The sequence below is a fragment of the Streptomyces sp. NPDC059875 genome (assembly GCF_042731085.1).
Lineage (GTDB): Bacteria > Actinomycetota > Actinomycetes > Streptomycetales > Streptomycetaceae > Streptomyces.
In genome coordinates this window covers 2613-20432 of record NZ_JBHWJZ010000007.1, presented here as the reverse complement: position 1 = coordinate 20432, position 17820 = coordinate 2613, and the positions used below count along the sequence as shown (strand labels likewise).

The 17820-nt window shown below is 74.7% G+C and carries 2 protein-coding genes (1 of these 2 cut by a window edge); both read right to left on the bottom strand.

Annotation, left to right across the window (positions count from 1 at the left end; translation table 11 throughout):
* Nucleotides 1-3598, bottom strand: partial view of a non-ribosomal peptide synthase/polyketide synthase gene (locus tag ACFV9D_RS10720; RefSeq protein WP_385143881.1) — the 5' end (the start) only. 14606 nt of this gene lie to the left of the window's left edge; 3598 of the gene's 18204 nt are visible here — the first part of the coding sequence; its start codon is at nucleotides 3596-3598; the stop codon falls past the left edge of the window.
* Nucleotides 3595-17820 (bottom strand): amino acid adenylation domain-containing protein, encoded by a 14226-nt coding sequence (locus ACFV9D_RS10715; protein ID WP_385143879.1) that lies wholly within the window; start codon nucleotides 17818-17820, stop codon nucleotides 3595-3597. The genes ACFV9D_RS10720 and ACFV9D_RS10715 overlap by 4 nt, the downstream gene beginning before the upstream one ends.

Sequence of the window (17820 nt, the reverse complement as noted above, 5' to 3'; positions counted from 1 at the left end):
CCAGGTCGCGGGCGAGCGGCCGCATGGACCAGGCGTCGCCGGCGATGTGGTGCAGCACCAGCACGAGGACGTGCTCGTCCGGCCCGAGGCTGAGCAGCCGGGCGCGCAGCGGCGTCTGCACGGCCAGGTCGAACCCCTGACGAACCGTCTCGGCGACGTGCGCGGCGACCTCGTCCTCCGTCACGTCGGCGGTACGCAGGACCCGGCCCGCGACGGTCTCGGCGTCGAGGACGACCTGCGTGGGCGTGCCGTCGGGCGCGGGGAAGACCGTCCGCAGGGACTCGTGGCGGGTGACCACGTCGGCGAGCGCGGCCTCCAGCGCGAGGGCGTCCAGCGGGCCGTGCAGACGCAGGCCCAGGGAGATGTTGTAGAGCGGGCTCTCGGTGTCCAGCTGGTTGATGAACCACAGCCGGCGCTGGGCGTACGAGAGCGGGATCTCGGCCGGCCGCCGCTGCGGGACGAGCGCGGTACGGGCGGCCGCGGCGCCGCCGCCGTCGAGGTGACGGGCGAGGGCGGCGACGGTGGGGGTCTCGAACAGGGCGCGGACGGGCAGTTCGACGCCGAGGACCGAGCGGATCCGGGAGACGAGGCGGGTCGCCAGGAGCGAGTGACCGCCGAGGTCGAAGAAACTGTCGTCGATCCCGACCCGGGACAGGCCCAGGATCTCCGCGAACAGACCGCACAGGATGTCCTCCTGCGCCGTCCGCGCCTCACGCCGAACCACTCCCGAGGCCGCAGGGGCGGGCAGCGCCTTGCGGTCCGTCTTGCCGTTCGGCGTCAGCGGCACCGACTCCAAAACGACCACAGCCGACGGGACCATGTACTCCGGCAGCACGTCGGCGACCGCGCGGCGAACCGTCTCCGCATCCAGGGCCGTTCCGTCCGCCGGAACGACGTAACCGACGAGACGGTGGTCGTTCGGGGAGTCCTCACGGACCATGGCGACCGCGCGGGCGACGCCGTCCACCTTCGACAGGGCGGTTTCGACCTCGCCGAGCTCGATCCGGTAGCCCCGGACCTTCACCTGATCGTCGACGCGGCCGACGAACTCCAGCGCGCCCGCGTCGGTCCAGCGGACCAGGTCGCCCGTGCGGTACATCCGGGAACCCGGCTCACCGAACGGGTCCGTCACGAACCGCTCCGACGTCAGACCCGGACGGCCCAGGTAGCCACGAGCCACGCCCTCGCCGGCGATGTACAACTCACCGGCCACACCCGGCGGCACCAGTCGCAGACGCCCGTCCAACACGTACACCTGCGTGTTCGCGATCGGTCCTCCGATCGGCGTACGACCGTCCCCGGTCAGCAGGGCGCTCGTCGACCAGATCGTGGTCTCCGTCGGCCCGTACATGTTCCACACCGACGCACCCGTCTCCGCGAGCACGCCCGCAAGCTGAGCGTCCAACGCCTCACCGCCGACCAGGATCCGCAGACCCTCGGCGGCCTCCGGGTCGACCTCGGTCAGCGCACGCCAGAGACTCGGCGTCGCCTGCATCACCGACACGCCCTCGGCCCGCACCAGCCGGCCGAGCGCCACCGGATCACGCACCACATCACGATCCGCGACCACCACGACCGCGCCCGACACCAGCGGCAGGAACACCTCCAGCAGCGAGATGTCGAACCCGAAGGTCGTCACCGCCAACCACTTCTCCCCCGCCGACAGACCCACCTGAGAACCCATCGACCACAGGAAGTTCGTCAGCGCGCCATGCGGCACCACCACACCCTTCGGACGACCCGTCGAACCCGACGTGTACAGCACATACGCCGCATCCGACGCCGACACCCCGCACTCCACCGCCAACTCCGCAGCGGGCTCGACGGTGTCGAGGAGCAGCACCGGAACGCCGGTGTCGTCGGGCAGCCGGTCCGCGGTGCCATGGGTCGAGAGGATCACCGAGGGAGAAGCGTCGGCGAGGATGTAGGCGATCCGGTCGGCCGGGAAGTCCAAGTCCACCGGCAAAAACGCTCCACCGGCCAGACCCACACCCAGCATCGCCACCACCGCATCCACCGAACGCGGCACCGCCAACGCCACCACCGAACCACGACCCACACCCACACGCGTCAGCTCATTCGCCACACCCACCGCACGCGACCACAACTCCCCATACGACACACGCACATCACCACACACCACCGCAAGATCACCCGGAGCCAACGCAACACGCTCCGCGAACCACACCGGCACCACACCCACCGGCACCACGGCACCCGACGCGTTCCAACCACTCAGCAACCGATCACGCTCAGGGCCTTCCAGCACATCGACCGCACCCACAGGCCGGTCCGCGTCCATGACCGCCGCACGCAGCACACGCTCCAGTCGTCGAAGGATTCGGTCCGCCTCCGCCCGGTCGAAGAGGTCGGGGCGGTAGTCGATGCGGACCTGCACGCCGGCCGCCGTCCGGGAGACGACGAGGGTCAGCGGGTAGTGGGTGGCGTCGCGGCCCTTGGCGCCGACGAGGCGCAGGCCGGATTCCAGTCGGGCGCCCTCGGCGGCCGGGTCCACGGGGTAGTTCTCCACCAGCACGGTGGTGTCGAAGAGTTCGCCTGCGCCGGCGAGCGCCTGGATCTCGGCGAGGCCGAGGTGCTGGTGCGGGCCCAGGTCGGACTGCTCGTTCTGCACGCGCGCGAGCGCCTTCGACCACGGCTCGTCCTCGTCGAGCGCGACCCGGACCGGGACGGTGTTGATGAAGAGGCCGACCATGGACTCGACGCCGGGGACCTCGGCCGGGCGGCCGGCCACGGTGGTGCCGAACACGACGTCGTCGCGGCCGGTCAGGCGGCCCAGGACGACGGCCCAGGCGAGCTGGACGACGGTGTTGAGGGTCACCGCGCCGGAGGCGGCGAGCTCCGCGATGCCGTCGCCGAGGTCGGCGGGGAGCAGGGTCTCGACGCGCTCCGGCATGCGGGCCTCGCGGCCGGCGCCGGCCGGGGCGAGGCGGGTGCCCTCCTCGACGCCGGTGAGGGTGCGCCGCCAGACCTGCTCGGTCTCGGTGCGGTCCTGGGCGGCCAGCCACTGGAGGTAGTTCTTGTACGGGGTGACCGGCGGCAGGGCGCTCTCGCCCTGCTCGTAGACGGTGAACAGCTCGCGCAGGACGACCGGCATGGACCAGCCGTCGAGCAGGATGTGGTGGTTGGTGACGACCAGCCGGTGCAGCGCGTCCTCGCGGCGGATCAGCAGGCAGCGGATCAGCGGCGGCTGGGCCAGGTCGAAGCGCTCGGCGCGGTCTTGGTCGGCGAGCCGGCCGAGCTCGGCCTCCCGCTCGTCGGCGGGCAGGTGGGTGAGGTCCGCCTCGCGCCAGGGCAGTTCGACCTCGCGGAGGATGAACTGCACCGGCTTTCCGGACCGTACGGAGCGGAATCCGGCCCGCAGGTTGGCGTGGCGGCGGAGCAGCGCGGTCATCGCGTTCTTGAGGCGGTCCGCGTCGAGCGGCCCCTCCAGGTCGACGGCGAGCTGGACGGCGTAGACGTCGGGGCCTGCGCCGTCGTCGAGCAGGGAGTGGAACAGGAGGCCTTCCTGCAGGGGGGACAGGGGCAGGACGCCCTCGAGTCCGGACGGCTTGCGGGCCGGTCGGCTGGTGTGCGTCACGTCAGATCCTCCAGGTCGGCCAGGTCGGCCTCGAGCTCGTCGATCTCGTCCTGGTCCAGGTCCACCAGGGAGAGGTCGGATGTCGTCAGACTGCGGGTGGCGCCCCCGTCGGGGGCGGCGTGTGCGGTGCTGTACCGCGTGAGGGCGTCGAGGGCCTCGAACCAGAGACTGGTGAGGTCGTCGATGTCGGGGTCGTCGAAGAGGCCGCCGGGCCACGTCCACGTCACGGTCAACTCGGGTCCCGAGGGCCGGTCGTGGGTGACCGCGTTCACCTCCAGGCTGTGGGCGAACGGCAGGTCCGGGTCCGTCGGGGCGATGCGCACGTCCTCGGGCGCCGCGCCCCAGTCGGCGGGGCCGGTGGAGTGGTCGGTGCGGACGCGGCCCAGGTAGTTGAAGCCGATCTGCGGTGCGGCCCCGCCACGGAGGAGGTCCGCGGTGCGCGGGTTGAGGTGGCGGAGCAGGCCGTACGCGGCGCCCTTGGCGGGGACCGCACGGATCTGGCCGGTCACCCGGCGCAGCGCCTCTCCTGCGCCCGGGGCGCCGCCCCTGGCCTCGTGCCACTTGACGCCCGGGTCGAGGCGCAGCGGGTGCATGGCGGTGAACCAGCCGACGGTGCGGGAGAGTTCGGCGCCGTCGTCGTCTGCGCGGCCGTGGCCCTCCACGTCGAGCAGGACGGTGCCGCCATGGGCGCCGCGTCCGCGGACGCGGCGCCATTCGGCGAGTGCCAGCGCGAGGCCGGTGAGCAGGATCTCGTCGGGGCCGGCGCCGGTGGCCGCGGGCACGGCGGTGAGCAGGGCCTCGGTGCGGTCCGCCGGGAGGGTCCGGGCCCGCCGGCGGGTGGTGGCGTGGGTGTCCACCGCCGGGTCGAGGGGCCGGTCGGCGAGGCGCGGGTCCGCCTGCGCGGTCATCCGTTCCCACAGCGGGAGTTCGGCCTCGACGGCGCCGGTGAGGGCGCGGTCGGCGAGCCGGCGGGCCCAGGTGCGGAAGGAGGTGCGGGCGGGTTCGACGGCGGGCTCGCGGCCGGCCTCCGCGTCGGCCCAGCAGCTCATGAGCTCGGGGACGAGGATGCGCCAGGAGACGCCGTCGACGACGAGGTGGTGTGCGAGGAGCAGGAGCCGTCCGGGGCGTTCCGGGCCGGCGTCGAACCAGACGGCCTGGAGCATGACGCCCCGGTCGGGGTCGAGTGCCCGGCGCGCGGTCTCGGCCTGCTCGGTGAGGAGCGGGGCGAGGGCGTCGTCGGGGACGGCGCTGATGTCGACCCGGCGGACGACGTCGGCGGCGTCGGTCTTGCCGGCCGGCGGGACGTCCAGGGTCCAGGGGCCGTCACCGGTTCGGTCGAGGCGGGCGCGGAGCAGGTCGTGTCCGTCGAGGACGGCCTGCACGGCGGAGACGAGGGCGCGTTCGCCGAGGTCGGCGCCGGTGCGCAGCAGGACGGACTGGTTGAAGCCTTCGACGGGGCCGCCGAGGCCGCGCAGCCACTCCATGATCGGGGTGGCGGGCACGGTTCCGGTGCCGTCGTCCGGCGCCGTCGTGGCGTCGGTCTCCGGGGCGGTCGCGGCCAGGGCGAGGGCCTCGACGGTCTGGTGCTGGAAGATGTCGCGCGGGGTGAGGACGAGCCCGGCCTCCCGAGCGCGGCTGACGAGCTGGATGGAGACGATGCTGTCGCCGCCCATGGCGAAGAAGTTGTCGTCGACGGCGACTTCGGCCACGCCGAGCAGGTCGGCGAAGAGCGCGCACAGCAGCTGCTCGCGCTCGTTGCGCGGGGCGCGTCCGCCGCCGCCCGCGTAGTCCGGTGCGGGCAGCGCCTTGCGGTCCAGCTTGCCGGTGCGGGTGAGGGGCAGCGCCGGCAGCTCGACGAACGCGGCGGGCGTCATGTAGTCGGGCAGCAGGGCCGCGACGTGGGTGCGCAGGGCGTCGGTGTCGAGCGCGGCGCCGGTCGCCGGGACGAGGTAGGCGACCAGGCGCTTGTCGCCGGGCCGGTCCTCGCGGACGACGACGACGGTCTGGGCGACGGCCGGGTGGGCGGCGACCGCGGCCTCGACCTCTCCGAGCTCGATGCGGAAGCCGCGGACCTTGACCTGGGCGTCGGCGCGGCCGGCGAACTCCAGCGCGCCGTCGGCGCGCCAGCGGACCCGGTCGCCGGTGCGGTACATCCGGGAGCCCGGGGCGCCGAAGGGGTCGGCGACGAACCGTTCGGCGGTGAGGCCGGGGCGGCCGACGTAGCCACGGGCCAGGCCCTCGCCGGCGACGTACAGTTCGCCGGTGACGCCGTCCGGGACCGGCCGCATGCGGTCGTCGAGGACGTAGACGCGGGTGTTGTCGAGCGGGCGGCCGATGGGGAAGGAGTTGCGGGCGACGTCCTCGTCGGTGAGGGCGTGGTGGACCACGCACAGGGTCGTCTCGGTGGGGCCGTAGCTGTTGGTGAGCCGGGCGCCCGCGGTCTGCTCCAGGACCTTGCGGACGGCGGTCGCCGAGGCGGTGTCGCCGCCGACGTAGATGTCGCGCAGGTCGCGGAAGGCGTCCGCGTGGTTCTCGGCGAGCAGCCGGAACACGCCCTCGCTGAACAGGCCGACGGTGACGCGGTGCCGGGTCATGGTGGCGGCGAGGGAGGCGATGTCGGTGGCGTCGCCGTCGGAGGCGACGATCCGGGCGCCGCTGAGGAGGGGGCCCCAGAGCTCGTACGTGGAGGCGTCGAAGGACGGCGGCGAGTGCATCAGCACCCGGTCGTCGGCGCCGTGTCCCCAGTAGCGGTCGCGGGCGAGCCCGGCGACGTTGCGGTGGGTGACGGCGACGCCCTTCGGCTCGCCGGTCGAGCCGGAGGTGTACATGACGTACGCGAGCTGGTCGGGGCGGGTGACGGGCAGTTCGGCGCCGGGCGCGTCGGCCGGCGGGAGTCCGTCGTCGACGAGGAGCACGGGCGCGGCACTGTCGGGGACGCGGGCTGCGGTGGCCGCGTCGGCGAGGACCAGGACGGCCGCGGTGCCGTCCAGGATCTGGCGGGTGCGGGCCTCGGGGCTGCGGAGGTCCAGCGGGACGTAGACGGTGCCGGCCTTGGCGACGGCCAGGGTCGCCACGACGTGGGCGGCCCGGTCGGCGAGGAGCAGCGCGACCCGGTCCTCGGGGCGGGCGCCGTGCTCGACGAGGGCGCGGGCGAGCCGGTCGGAGCGCTCGTCGAGCTCGGCGTAGGTCAGGGCGAGGTCGCCCCGGACGAGGGCGACGGCGTCGGGAGTCCGCTCGGCCTGCCGGCGGAACAGCTCCGGCAGGGACGCCTCGGGCCGCTGGTGGTCGGTGTCGTTGCGGACGACGAGGAGGTCGTGGAGTTCCTCGTCGTCGAGGACCGCGAGGCCGCTGAGCGGCAGCTCGGGGTCGCCGGCGGCGGCGGTCAGGAGCCGCTGGAGGCGGGCGGCGAGCGCTTCGGCGGTGGACCGGTCGAACAGGTCGAGGGCGTACTCGATCTGGCCGAGGACACCGTCCGCGACGCCGTCGTCGGTGTGCCGCTCCCAGAGGCTGACGGACAGGTCGAACTTGGCGACGGGGGCGTCCGCGCCCTCGACCTGGACCCGGAGTCCGGGCAGGTCGAGCTCGGGGCGTCCGGTGTTGTGCAGGATCAGCATGACCTGGAACAGCGGGTGACGGGCCAGGGACCGGACCGGGTTGAGCTCCTCCACCAGCCGCTCGAACGGCAGGTCCTGGTGGGTGTACGCGGCGAGGTCGGTCTCCCGGACCCGGGCGAGCAGTTCACGGAAGGTCGGGTCGCCGGCCGTGTCGGTGCGCAGGACCAGGGTGTTGACGAAGAAGCCGACCAGGTCGTCGAGGGCGTCGTCGGTGCGGCCCGCGATGGGCGTGCCGATCGGGACGTCGTCGCCGGCGCCGAGCCGGGTGAGCAGGGCGGCCAGTCCGGCCTGGAGCACCATGAAGAGGCTGACGCCGTGGGCGCGGGCGAGCGCAGCGAGCGCCGCGTGGGTCTCGGCGCCGAGCTCCAGGGGCACGTTGGCGCCGCGGTAGGTGGCGACGTCGGGGCGGGGCCGGTCGGTGGGCAGGTCGAGTTCCTCGGGGAGGCCGTCGAGGGCGGCCTTCCAGTGGGCGAGCTGCCGCGTGAGCTGGCTCTCCGGGTCGTTCTCGTCGCCCATGACGGTCCGCTGCCACAGGGTGAAGTCGGCGTACTGGACGGGCAGCGGCTGCCAGTCGGGGGCGGCGCCGCGGGTGCGGGCCGTGTAGGCGCGGGACAGGTCGGCGAGGAGCGGGGTGAGCGACCAGCCGTCGCTGGCGATGTGGTGGGTGACGAGGACGAGCACGGCGGCGTCGGGGGCGTCCGTGGCGAGCAGGCGGGCCCGCAGCGGCGGCTGGACGGTCAGGTCGAAGCCGCCAAGGACGGTGTCGGTGATCGCCCGCGGGAGCTCCTCGGCGGCGACGTGGCGTTCCTCCAGGACGGCGGCGCCCTCGACCGGGCCGAGGACGTGCTGGCTGGGTACGCCGTCGGTCTCGGGGAAAACGGTGCGCAGGCTCTCGTGGCGGTCGGTGACGTCGCGGAGCGCGGCGCGCAGGGCGGCCCGGTCGAGCGCGCCGGAGAGGCGGATCACCAGGGGGACGTTGTAGGTGGCGTTGGGTCCTTCGAGCCGGTTGAGGAACCACAGCCGGGTCTGGGCGAAGGACAGCGGGACGCGCTCGCCGCGGTCGGCGGGGACGAGCGCGGGGCGCGTCTCGCCGGGGGCGGTGAGGCGGGCGGCGACGCCGGCGACGGTCGGGGCGTCGAAGAGCGCCTTGACGCCGACGCGTACGCCGAGGGTGGAGGCGATCCGGCTGAGCAGGCGCATGGCGAGCAGGGAGTGGCCGCCGAGGGCGAAGAAGTCGTCGTCGACGCCGACGCGGGCGACGCCGAGCACGTCGGCGAACAGGCCGGCGAGGATCTCCTCCTCCGGGGTGCGCGGGGTGCGGGTCACCGGGCCGCCGAGGTTCTCGGGGGCGGGCAGCGCGGCCCGGTCGACCTTGCCGTTGGCGGTGAGCGGGAGTTCGTCGAGGACGACCACGGCGGTGGGCGTCATGTACTCGGGCAGCCGGCCGGCGACGTGTTCGCGGACGCGGTCGGGCACGAGCTGCGCGCCGGCGGCGGGGACGACGTAGGCAGTGAGCCGCTTGTCGTCCTGCTGGTCCTCGCGGACCAGCGGCAGGGCCTGGCGGACGCCGGGGGCGGACAGCAGGGCGGCCTCGACCTCGCCGAGCTCGATGCGGAAGCCGCGGACCTTGACCTGGTGGTCGGCGCGGCCGACGTACTCCAGGACTCCGGCGGAGTTCCAGCGGACCCGGTCGCCGGTGCGGTACATGCGGGAGCCGGGCGGGCCGAACGGGTCGGCGACGAAGCGTTCGGCGGTGCCGCCGGGGCGGCCGAGGTAGCCGCGGGCGAGGCCGGTGCCGGCGATGTACAGCTCGCCGACGACGCCGTCGGGGACGGGCAGCAGGGCTCCGTCGAGGACGTAGGCGCGGGTGTTCCACATCGGGCGGCCGAGCGGGACCGGTCCGGCGGACAGCGGGGCGCCGGCCGGGACGCGGTGGTCGAGGACGCCGACGGTGGTCTCGGTGGGGCCGTAGTGGTTGACGACGGCGACCTGCGGGTGCCGGGCGCGCCAGGCGGCGAGCTGCTCGGCGTGCAGGGCCTCGCCGCCCGTCATCAGCTCGATGGTCGGCGAGAGTTCGTCGGGCAGCGTGTCGAGGATGGGCAGGTGGCTGGGGGTGGCCTTGAGGAAGGTGAGGCCGCCGGGGACGTCGAGGGTCTCGTCGAGGTCGCCGACGTACAGGCAGCCGCCGGCGAGCAGCGTGCCGTACAGGGTGGTGAGGCCCAGGTCGAAGGAGAGCGGCGAGTGGAGCAGGGTGCGCCCGCTCAGACCGGGGTACTCGGCGGCGCAGCGCACCACGTAGTCCACGAGGGCCCGCTGGTCGACGACGACGCCCTTGGGGGCGCCGGTGGAGCCGGAGGTGTAGACGACGTAGGCGGCGTCGAGGGGGGTGACGGGGGCGGTGCGGTCGCCGTCGGCCGGGTTGTCGGTACGGGCGCGGGTGAGCGCGTCGGCGACGTCGGGGGCGTCCAGGACGAGGACCCGGGCGCCGGCGTCGGCCAGGTGCGGGGCGGCCTCCAGGGTCGCGGCGGCGGTGAGCAGGAGGGCGGGGCGGGCGTCGGCGAGCAGCCGGGTGACGCGCTCGCCGGGGTGCTCGGGGTCGAGCGGCAGGTAGGCGGCGCCCGCCTTGCCGACGGCGAGCATCGCCTCGACGGAGGCGGCCGAGCGGGGCAGGGCGAGGGCGACCAGCGTGTCCTGGCCGGCGCCGTGCTCCAGCAGGAGGTGTGCCAGGCGGTTCGCGCGCTCGTTGAGTCCGGCGTAGCGGAGCTGCTCGGCGCCGCAGACGAGGGCCGGGGCGTCCGGGGTGCGGGCGGCCTGGGCCTCGAAGAGCTGCGGGAGGGTGGCGTCGGGGGTCGCGTGGGCCGTGTTGTTGCGGGTGACGAGCACGTCGTGCCGCTCGCTGCCGTCCATCACGGCGAGCCGGCCGATCGGGCGGTCGGGGTCGCCGAGGGCGGATTCGAGGAGCCGGACGAACCGGCCGGCGAGCGCCTCGACGGTGGCGCGGTCGAACAGGTCGGCGGAGTAGCCGGCCGCCGCTTCGACGCCCTGCGGTTCGCCGTGCTCGTCGTACCGCTCGGCGACGGAGAAGAGCAGGTCGAACTTGGCCATGTCGGGGTCGATCCGGGCGACGTCGGCGTGCAGGCCGGGGAAGTCGACCTCGGGGCGGTCGAGGTTCTGCAGGACGAGCTTGATCTGGAACAGCGGGTGGCGGTTGAGGGAGCGGCGCGGGTTGAGCGCCTCGACGAGCCGCTCGAACGGCAGGTCCTGGTGGGCGAAGGCGGCGATGTCGGCCGTGCGGGTGCGCTCCAGGAGCTCGGCGAAGGTGGGGTCGCCGGAGGTGTCGGTGCGCAGCACCAGGGAGTTGACGAAGAATCCGACGACGTCGTCCAGGGCCTCGTCGGTGCGGCCGACGACCGAGCCGCCGATGGGGATGTCGGCGCCGGCGCCGAGGCGGGTGAGGAGTGCGGCGAGCGCGGCGTGCAGCACCATGAAGGAGGTCACGCCGTGGGCGCGGGCGAGGCGCAGCAGGGCGCGGTGCGTCTCGGGGCCGAGGTTGAAGGGAACCAGGCCGCCGCGGTGACTGGGCAGCGCGGGGCGGGGCCGGTCGGTGGGGAGCGCGAGTTCCTCGGGGAGGCCGGCGAGGGCCTCCTTCCAGTACGCGATCTGGCCGGAGATGACGCTGTCGGGGTCGGTCTCCTCGCCGAGCCGGTCGCGCTGCCACAGCGTGTGGTCGGCGTACTGCACGGGCAGCGGGGTCCAGGCCGGGGCCCGGCCTTCGAGGGCGGCGGCGTAGGCGACGCTGAGGTCGCGGGCGAGGGGCGCGGTGGACCAGCCGTCGCCGGCGATGTGGTGCACGACGACGACGAGGACGTGCGTCTCGGAGTCGACGACGACGAGGCGGGCGCGCAGCGGGGCCTCGCGGGTGACGTCGAAGCCGCGGCCGACCGCCTCGGCGACGAGGGCGTCGGCGTCGCGTCCGGCGGCGTCGACGACATCGAGTCGGGGGCGCGCCTGCTCGGGGTCGAGGACGACCTGGCGGGGGACGCCGTCGGTCTCGGGGAAGACGGTGCGCAGGCTCTCGTGCCGGTCGGCGACCTCGGCGAGGGCGCGGCGCAGGGCGTCGTGGTCGAGCGGGCCGGAGAGCCGCAGCACCAGGGGGATGTTGTAGGTGCCGTCGGCCGGGTTCATCCGGTTGAGGAACCATAGGCCGCGCTGGGCGTACGAGAGCGGCAGCACGTCGGGGCGTACGCGGCGGGCCGCGCCGCCGCGGGCGGGTCCGGCGGAGGCGAGCCGGGCGGCCAGGCCGGCAACAGTCGGCGACTCGAAGAGCGCGGCGACCTCCAGGTCCGTGTCGAGGGCCGTACGAATCCGGGCGATCAGGCGGGTGGCGAGGAGCGAGTGGCCGCCGAGGGCGAAGAAGTCGTCGTCGACGCCGACCCGGTCGAGGCCGAGCATCTCGGCGAAGACGCCGCAGAGGATCTCCTCCTGCGGGGTGCGCGGGGCGCGGCGCTCGACGGCGGTGAAGTCCGGGGCGGGCAGCGCCTTGCGGTCGGTCTTGCCGTTCGGGGTGAGCGGCATGGCGGGCAGGGCGACGAGCACGGCGGGCACGAGGTGTTCGGGCAGTGCGGCGGCGAGCGCCTCGCGGACGCGGCGGACGTCGTCGGCGCCGACGACGTAGCCGACCAGGTGGCGGTGTCCGCCGGGGCCGGGGACGACCGCCGCGGCGGCGTCGGTGACGCCCTCCTGGGCGCGCAGGTGGGCCTCGACCTCGCCCAGTTCGATGCGCTGGCCGCGGATCTTCACCTGGGCGTCGCGGCGGCCGATGAACTCCAGCTGGCCGTCGGGGCGGTGGCGGACGAGGTCGCCGGTGCGGTACATGACGCTGCCGTCGTCGGCGAACGGGTCGCCGACGAACGCGGCGGCGGTGCGGTCGGGGTCGCCGAGGTAGCCGCGGCCGACGCCGATGCCGGCCACGTACAGATCACCGGGGACGCCGGGCGGGACCAGCTCCAGTTCGTCGCTGAGGACGTACAGGGCGGTGTTGCGCACGGCGCGGCCGATGGGGGCGGTGACCCGCCGCTCGTCGAGGGTGTCGGGGGTGATGACGGCGTGGGTGACGTCGTCGGAGCACTCGGTGGGTCCGTACGCGTTCATCATCGGGACGCCGGGGAAGCGGGCGAACCAGCGGCGGCACAGGTCGGCGGGGAGCTCCTCGCCGGTGACGACGAGCCGGCGCAGGGCGGGCAGGGCGGGGACCTCGGCGCCCTCGTCCCAGGTGTCCAGGGCGGCGCGCAGCAGGGAGGGGACGACTTCGAGGACGGTGACGCCGTCGTGGCCGACGAGCCGGAACAGGCCCAGCGGGTCGGCGGCCAGGAGCTGGTTCACGGCGAGGACGCGGCCGCCGGTGAGCAGCGGGGCGATCATCTGCCAGACGGAGACGTCGAAGGTGAGGGGGGCGTTCTGGACGACGGCGTCGGCGTCGGTCAGGGCGAGGTCGTCGACCTTGGCGAGCAGGTGGTTGTTCATGCCCCGGTGGTGCACCATCGCGCCCTTGGGGCGGCCGGTGGAGCCGGAGGTGAAGATGACGTACGCGAGCTGCGCACCGGCCGGCACGGTCGCGGCGACGGCGGGGGCGTCGTCGGCCGGGTCGTCCACCGGCAGGGCCTGTGTCCCGGTGCCGGCGACGACGGCGGCGGCCGTGTCCTCGTGTCCTGGTCCGGTGAGCAGCAAGGCGGCCGAGGCGTCGGCGAGCAGGGACGCGGACCGCTCGTGCGGGGCGCGGGTGTCCAGCGGGAGGTAGGCGGCGGAGGCGGCCTGGATGCCGAGGAAGGCGGTGATCGCGGCGGCGCCCCGGTCGGCGAGGACGGCGACGACGGTGTCCTCCTGGGCGCCGCGGGCGCGCAGTCGGGCGGCGAGATGGTCGACGCGGTCCATGAGGGCGGCGTACGTGAGGTCGCCGTGGTCGTCGGTGACGGCGACGGCGTCGGGGTGCCGGGCGGCGACGGCGCGGACGCGAGCGACGACGTCGGTCATCGTCTCGGGAGCGGCGGTCTCGTTCCACTCGACGAGGAGCCGGTGGACCTCCTGGTCCGACAGGATCGGGGCGCTGCCGATGCGGGCTCCGGGGTCGGTCACGGCGGCTTCGGCGAGGCGGGCGAAGCGGGCCAGGAAGGCTTCCGCGGTGGTGCGGTCGAAGAGATCGGAGCGGAACTCCAGGGCGACGAGCAGGCCGGCCTCGTCGCCGCCCGGGGCGCGGTGCTCGCGGACGTTGAACGACAGGTCGAACTTGGCGGCGCCGGTGGGCACGTCGACCAGGCCGAGCGTGAGCCCGTCGGCGGCGGGCAGCGAGCGCTCCGAGCTGTCCATGGAGATCATGACCTGGAACAGCGGGTGGTGGGAGGTGGAGCGGGCCGGGTTGAGCACCTCGACCAGGCGCTCGAAGGGGAGTTCCTGGTGGGCGTAGGCGTCGAGGTTGCTCTGCCGGACGCGTGCCAGGAGCTCGGCGAAGGTGGGGTCGCCTGAGGTGTCGGTGCGCAGCACGAGGGTGTTGGTGAAGAAGCCGACGAGGGAGTCGAGGGAGTCCTCCGGACGGCCGGTGACCGGCGTGCCGATGGCGAGGTCGGCGCCCGCGCCGTGCCGGGTCAGCAGCGTGGCGACGAGGGCCTGGACGACCATGAAGGTGCTGGTGCCGGTGGCGCGGGCGAGTTCCGCGAGGCGGCGGTGGGCGCTCGCGTCGAGGTCGAGCGTGACCAGGTCCGCGGGGGCGGCCGAGGTGGCCTGCCGGGGGTGGTCGGCGGGCAGGTCGAGGTGGTCGGGCAGGCCGTCGAGCTGCCGCTTCCAGAAGGCGATCTGGCGGGCGGCGGCGCTGTCGGGGTCGTTCTCGTCGCCGAGGGCGCGGCGCTGCCAGGCCGCGTAGTCGGCGTACTGGACGGTGAGCGGGGCCTGTTCGGGGGCGCGTCCGTCGCGGCGGGCGGTGTAGGCCTCGGCGAGATCGCCGAGGAGGGGGCCGAGGGAGCCCGCGTCGGCGGCGATGTGGTGGAGCAGGATCAGCAGGACGTGCCGGTCGGGCGCGAGGGCGAACAGGGTGGCCCGCAGCGGGGGTTCGCCGGCGAGGTCGAAGCGGTGGGAGACGGCTTCGGACAGTTCCTCGTCGAGGGTCCGGTCGTCGGTGGTGCGCACGCTGAGCTCGGGCGCGGCGCCGGCGGGCAGGATGTGCTGGGCGGCGACGCCGTCGGTCTCGCGGTAGACCGTGCGCAGGATCTCGTGGCGGTCGGTGAGGTCACCGAGGGCGGCGGTGAGGGCCTCCCGGTCCAGCGGGCCGTCGAGGGTGAGGACGAGCGGGATGTTGTACGCGGCGCTGGGGCCTTCGAGCTGGTCGAGGAACCACAGGCGCTGCTGGGCGTAGGAGAGGGCGAGGTCGCCGTCGCGCGGCACGGGGGTGAGCGCGGGGCGCTCGGCGGCGACGCCTTGGAGGCGGCCGGCCAGTCGGCGGACCGTGGGGGCGGCGAAGACCGCCTCGACGCCGCAGTCCAGGCCGAGTTCGGCGGAGACGCGGCGCGCGATCCGGGCGGCCATGAGGGAGTGGCCGCCGAGCATGAAGAAGTCGTCGTCGGCGAGGACGGCGTCCAGGCCGAGGGCGTCGGCGAACAGGGCGGCGAGGGCGTGCTCGAGCGGGCCGCGGGGAGCCCGACCGGCGCCGGTGGCGACCGGGCCCGGCTCGGGCAGGGCCTTGTGGTCGACCTTGCCGTTGGGGGTGACGGGGATGGCGTCGACGACGGTGACGGTCGCGGGGACGAGGTAGCCGGGCAGGACCTCGGCGAGGGCCTCGCGGACGGCGGCGGGGTCGAGGCCGGCGCCGTCGGCGGAGGCCTCGGCGGGCACGACGTAGCCGGCGAGTGCGGGGGCGCCGTCGGCGTCCCTGCGCACGGTCACGGCGGCCTGGGCCACGGCGGGCAGGCGCAGCAGCGCGGCCTCGGCCTCGGCGGGCTCGACGCGGTAGCCGCGGATCTTGGCCTGCTCGTCGGCGCGGCCGACGAACTCCAGGGATCCGTCGAGGAGTTGACGGACCAGGTCACCGGTGCGGTACATGCGCTCGCCGGACAGCCCGAAGGGGTTGGCGACGAACCGCTCGGCGGTCAGCGCGGAGCGGCCGAGGTAGCCGCGAGCGAGGCTGGGCCCGGCGACGTACAGCTCGCCGGTGACCCCCGGGGGCACGGGCAGCAGCGCGCTGTCGAGGACGTACACCCGGGTGTCGGCGATGGGGTCGCCGATGGGGGGCGTACGGGTCCCGTCGAGGGCCTCGCTCATGGTGGCGCAGACGGTGGTCTCGGTGGGCCCGTAACCGTTGACGAAGAGGCGGCCCGGCGCCCAGCGGGACACCAGTTCCTCACTGGCGGCCTCGCCCGCGATGAGGATGGTCATGCCCGGGGGCAGGTCGGTCGCGGGGTCCATGACGGCCAGCGACGACGGCGGCAGGATCGCGTGCGTGATCGCGGCCTCGCGGGTGAACGCGGCCAGCGGGTCGCCGGGCAGCAGCCGGTCGGCCGGGGCGAGCACGAAGGTCGCGCCGGCGAGCAGGCCCATGCACAGCTCGGGCACCATCGCGTCGAAGCCCATGGAGGCGAACTGGAGGACCTTGCTGCCGGGGCGGACGCCCAGGCGCCGGATGAAGGTGTCGGCGAGGCCGGGGATGCCGGCGTGGGTGACCACGACGCCCTTGGGGCGACCGGTGGAGCCGGAGGTGTAGATGACGTACGCGGCGTGAGCGGCGGTCAGCGGGGCGGTGCGCTCCGCGTCGCCGAGGTCGGTGTCGGGCAGCGACGCCAGCTCGTCGTGGAGGGCCGGGTCGTCGAGGGCGAGCGGGGCCCGCCCGGCGGCCTCGGCGACGGCGGCGGTGGTGGCGTCCACGAGGACGCGGACGGGGGCGGCGTCGTCGAGGATGTGCGCGATGCGGGCGGCGGGGTAGGCCGGGTCGACGGGGACGTACGCGGCTCCCGCCTTGACCACGGCGAGGATCGCGACGACGAACTCGGCCGAGCGCGGCAGCAGCAGCGCCACCCGGTCCTCGGGCCCGACGCCGCGGGCGGCGAGGAGCCGGGCGAGCCGGTTGGCGCGCCGGTTCAGTTCGGCGTAGTCGAGGACGGTGTCCTCGAAAGCGAGGGCGGGCGCGGTGGGCGACGCGAGGACCTGGCGCTCGAAGAGCGCGGCGAGCGTGGGGCCTTCGGCGACTCCGTCCTGCGCGGCGGGGAGGGCGACGGCCGCGGCGAGTTCGTCGTCGTCGAGGAGCCCGATCCGGCCGAGCGGCGTGCCGGGCTCGTCGAGCGCGCGGGCGATCCGGCCGACGAACCGCAGGTAGCGGTCCTGGTGGGCGGCCAGTTCGGCGGGGGCGTACAGCTCGGGGTGGGCGTCGAAGTCGACGCGGATGCCGCCGCCGTCGCCCCGGTCGTAGACGGAGACGGCGAGGTCCTCGATGAGCCGCAGCGACATGTTGTGCGCGTCGGCGCGCAGTCCGGCGAAGCGCAGGTCGTAGTCGAAGGGGACGACGTTGAGCAGCGGGCCGAAGAAGCGGCGGTGGTCGTTGGGCAGGCCGAGGTCGCGGCGCAGCTCCTCGCCGCGGTAGCGCTGGTGGGCGACGAGGCCGCGCAGGGCGACCCGGGTGCGCTCCAGGAGCTCGCCGACGGTGGTGGCGTCGTCGACGGCGACGCGCAGGGGGACCACGTTGGCGGCCATGCCCGGCGCGGTGCGGGACTTGGGCCCCGGCCGGGCGGTGACCGGCAGGCCGAGCACGACGTCGGTGAGGCCGGTCATGCGGTGCATGTAGGCGACGGTGGCGGCGATGACGACGCGGGAGCGGGCGGTGCCGGCCTGCTCCGCCGCGCGGACGAGGTCCGCCTGGACGTCCTCGGGCAGGTGGGCGCTGCGCCGGACGAAGTCGGCGGAGGGCTTCAGCGGGCGGGTGGAGAGGGCGACCGGCTCGGGCTGGTCGGCGTACTGGCCGCGCCAGAACTCGCGGTCGTCGGCGAGGTCCTGGGAGGCGCGGTAGTCGGCGTCCTCGGCGAGGAGGGTGCGGACGGAGGCGAACGGCGTGGCCCCGGGGTCGTCGCCGGCGGCGAGCGTGGTGTAGACGTCGGCGACGCGGCGGACCAGGAGGGCGGCGCCGACTCCGTCGAGCAGGATGTGGTGGTAGGCGTGGTACCAGAACCAGCGGTCCTCGGCGGCCTTGAAGAGCGCGTAGGTGAACAGCGGGGAGCCGGTCAGGTCGATGCGGCGGCGCAGGTCGCGGCCCATCCACTCCTCGGCGGCGCGGCGGGGGTCGTCCTCGCCGGAGACGTCGACGGTGCGCAGGGTCCACGCGGGCTCGGCGCCGATCACCTGGCGGGGGCCGTCCTCGGTGTCGACGAACCGGATGTGGAGGGCGTCCGCCTCCGCGGTCATCCGCCGCAGCGCCCGCTCGAAGAGCTCGGCGTCCAGGGTCCCGTGGATCTCCAGGTACTCCGCCGCGCGGAAGATCGGGCTGTCGGGTTCGACGGCCTGCGCGAACCACACCCCGGCCTGAGCCCCGGTCAGCGGAAGCAGCTGCTCGCCGTCGGCAAAAGACTGAGACAGGTCCAT

Excerpts from the sequence above, each read along its gene's own strand:
- ACFV9D_RS10715 (WP_385143879.1), bottom strand. The coding sequence starts at position 17,820 with ATGGACCTGTCTCAGTCTTTTGCCGACGGCGAGCAGCTGCTTCCGCTG.